We start from the raw sequence: 2,470 nt of genomic DNA, 5'->3' as shown, positions 1-2,470 counted from the left end.
TAATAGAGAAAATTCGCAAAAGGACTCCTGATAAACCAAGGCAAACGAGCAGCCGGTTTATCTTTTTCCGTAAACCAAAAAGGAGCCTTATGTGGCTTAAGGAAGTCCATTATTTCATCAGAGAATACTTCACATAACGCTGAGGAATCCCCATCTAAACCAGCACACACATCATCCCCTCTCTTCTCCCTCTTCAAAGAACTCTCAGAAGAAGACACTTCTCGCTTCTGGCGGGAAGGACGCTGTGAGGACGAAGGACTAATAAAATGATCATGAGATTTTAAACAAAAACCTTGAAGACTTGCAAAAGAACGCCAAGGATCAACAGCACGCCCATCATCCAAACCACGCAAAAATACTCCTCGCAAATCCGGGACATTAAAGGTGCTCACACCATCTCCCTCCCCCCAAACCGTCCCTATCGTCAAAAAAAGATCCCTGTAATCCTCGCGCAAATAAGCGCGCCCATCGCAAACAAGCCAACCAGAAGGTAAGCTTTGCATGGCAAACGGACCAATAAGACCACTAGGTAAACGCTTTAAGGAGGTCGATTTTTGTATTGTGGGATTGAGAAGTTGCCAACCGCTTATTTCTTCATCATACACCAAACTATAAAGACAGCCCTGTTGGATCTCGCCCCCTGTAAGCTGGACAAGACCTGTTTCTGTTGCTTTGTAAACCGGTTTACTTGCTAACCCATTCAAGGAAACTGTTGTTGCTCCAGTAGTCGTGCATGGAGAGTTAAAGCGCAACAATATACCTGTCTGATACTTGGAAAAACCTGTGTGACTGTTCAAATAAAGTTCTATCTTTTGCTGTTCAGGATAAACCTTAAACGTGCTTGTAACAGCTCCTCCGATATCTGATAAATACTCCCTTACCCTCTGCATCATGACACGCGCACTGTTATTCACCGTATTGGGGGCTTGTCCTTCTGACCAATTAATCAAATCATCAGCACCACCATTCTCTGAGTCCGTTAAAGACCAATCATAAATCGTTGACATCTAAACCTCATGTTTTGATCGCAAACACAACCGACACATTGATCGGACGCGTCTCTCTCTCTCCTGACCCTTCCAAAACAACTTCTTGCATATGAAGATGGGAATGGGGAAAGGCAAGCTTATGGTGAACACGGATATCCTCTGGCCTGACGCCCAGCCGTTCTGCAAGTTTCAATCTTTGCTGCTCATTAAACTCATAACCCCAGAAAATCGTGAGATCCCCATGCCAACGTTCTGACTCCCCTTCACTATTCAAAACTGAAAAGCTCTCTCCACCATGATCATGCACCTTGAGGCTATCTTTCTGTAAATTGGCAAAACTACGCCATGGATCAATCTGACGATCATCATCCAAACCACGCAAAAAAACACCACGCAAGTCCGGAACATTAAACTTCGTATGGCTACCACCTCCACCCCATCTGGTCCCGATCGCTTCATACAGAGCACTATAATCACTGCGTAAATACTCCTTCCCATCACACAATAACCAATCGGGGGGTAAAAACTGCATGGCAAAAGCCCCTATCGTGCCCGAAGGATAAGGGGAAATAACGGGAACAGCGGGAATGGGGGTCGGATTCAAAAGCTGCCAAAGCCCGTGATTATAAACGACGCTATAAATACAACCAGGTTGGATCTCGCCTCCTGTTAAAAACTGGGCTCCAACTTCTGTGGTTTTATAAACATCCTTGCCCTCTAATCCATTCAGGGAAAGGCTCGTCCCTCCAACATTCTTGCCCTTGGACTTAAAACGCAAAACGATATCATTATTATAGGCTAAAAAATGGGATTTGCTCTCAAGCCTAATCGCTGTTCTTTGCTGCGCTTCATCATTCGTAAAAACACTTTCAAGGACACCACATGTATCTGTAAGATACTCTGTTATCCTTTGCATCATCACGCGCGCACTATTGTTCACCGTGCTTGGTAATTGTCTTTCTAACCAACCGATCGCATCATCACTGTAGCCATTCTCTAAAGCCGTTAAAGACCAATCATAAATCGTCGACATCTAAACCTCATGTCTTAATGCCAAAAACAACCGAGACATTGACCGGACGCGTTTCCCCCTCGCCTGTCCTTTCCAAAACAACATCCCGCCGATCATCAAGGGTATAGGGCTCAACAATATATCCGTGAATATTCTCACTCTCTATGCCCGTAAAATTGGATAAAACACCACCCTCAAATAAACGGAGACGATGACCCAACACATCGGTCGTATTGCCATCCCAATAGTTTTCGGTACTGGTAAAATGCGAAAAAGAAATCTTCTGACCCTCATGCTGGTGGGACTGCATTAAATCTGTCTGAATACTGGCAAAACTACGATCTGGATCAATTTGACGCCCATCATCTAAACCACGCAAAAACATCCCACGAAAATCAGGGACATTAAACGTCTCTGCACCATCCCCTTCCCCCCAAACCGTCCCTATCGCTTCAAACAATCCACGATA

3 protein-coding genes are annotated in these 2,470 nt (G+C 44.8%); all 3 read right to left on the bottom strand.

Going from position 1 to position 2,470, the window contains the following annotated elements:
• Positions 1–1,007: phage tail protein (locus AC0QT4_RS08790; RefSeq protein WP_473201299.1), on the bottom strand; the 1,007-nt coding region annotated here is incomplete at its 3' end.
• A 7-nt stretch (positions 1,008–1,014) separates the two neighbouring features.
• Positions 1,015–2,022 (bottom strand): phage tail protein, encoded by a 1,008-nt coding sequence (locus tag AC0QT4_RS08785; protein WP_473201298.1) that lies wholly within the window; start codon positions 2,020–2,022, stop codon positions 1,015–1,017.
• 7 nt (positions 2,023–2,029) lie between these two features.
• Positions 2,030–2,470, bottom strand: a 441-nt coding sequence (locus AC0QT4_RS08780) for a phage tail protein (protein ID WP_473201297.1), incomplete at its 5' end; no start/stop codon positions are given.

The organism is Bartonella sp. EBT8 (assembly GCF_055796165.1).
The sequence above is the reverse complement of the archived record's forward strand: the minus strand, read 5'-3'. Positions and strand labels throughout refer to the sequence as shown.

Excerpts from the sequence above, each read along its gene's own strand:
- AC0QT4_RS08785 (WP_473201298.1), bottom strand. The coding sequence starts at position 2,022 with ATGTCGACGATTTATGATTGGTCTTTAACGGCTTTAGAGAATGGCTAC.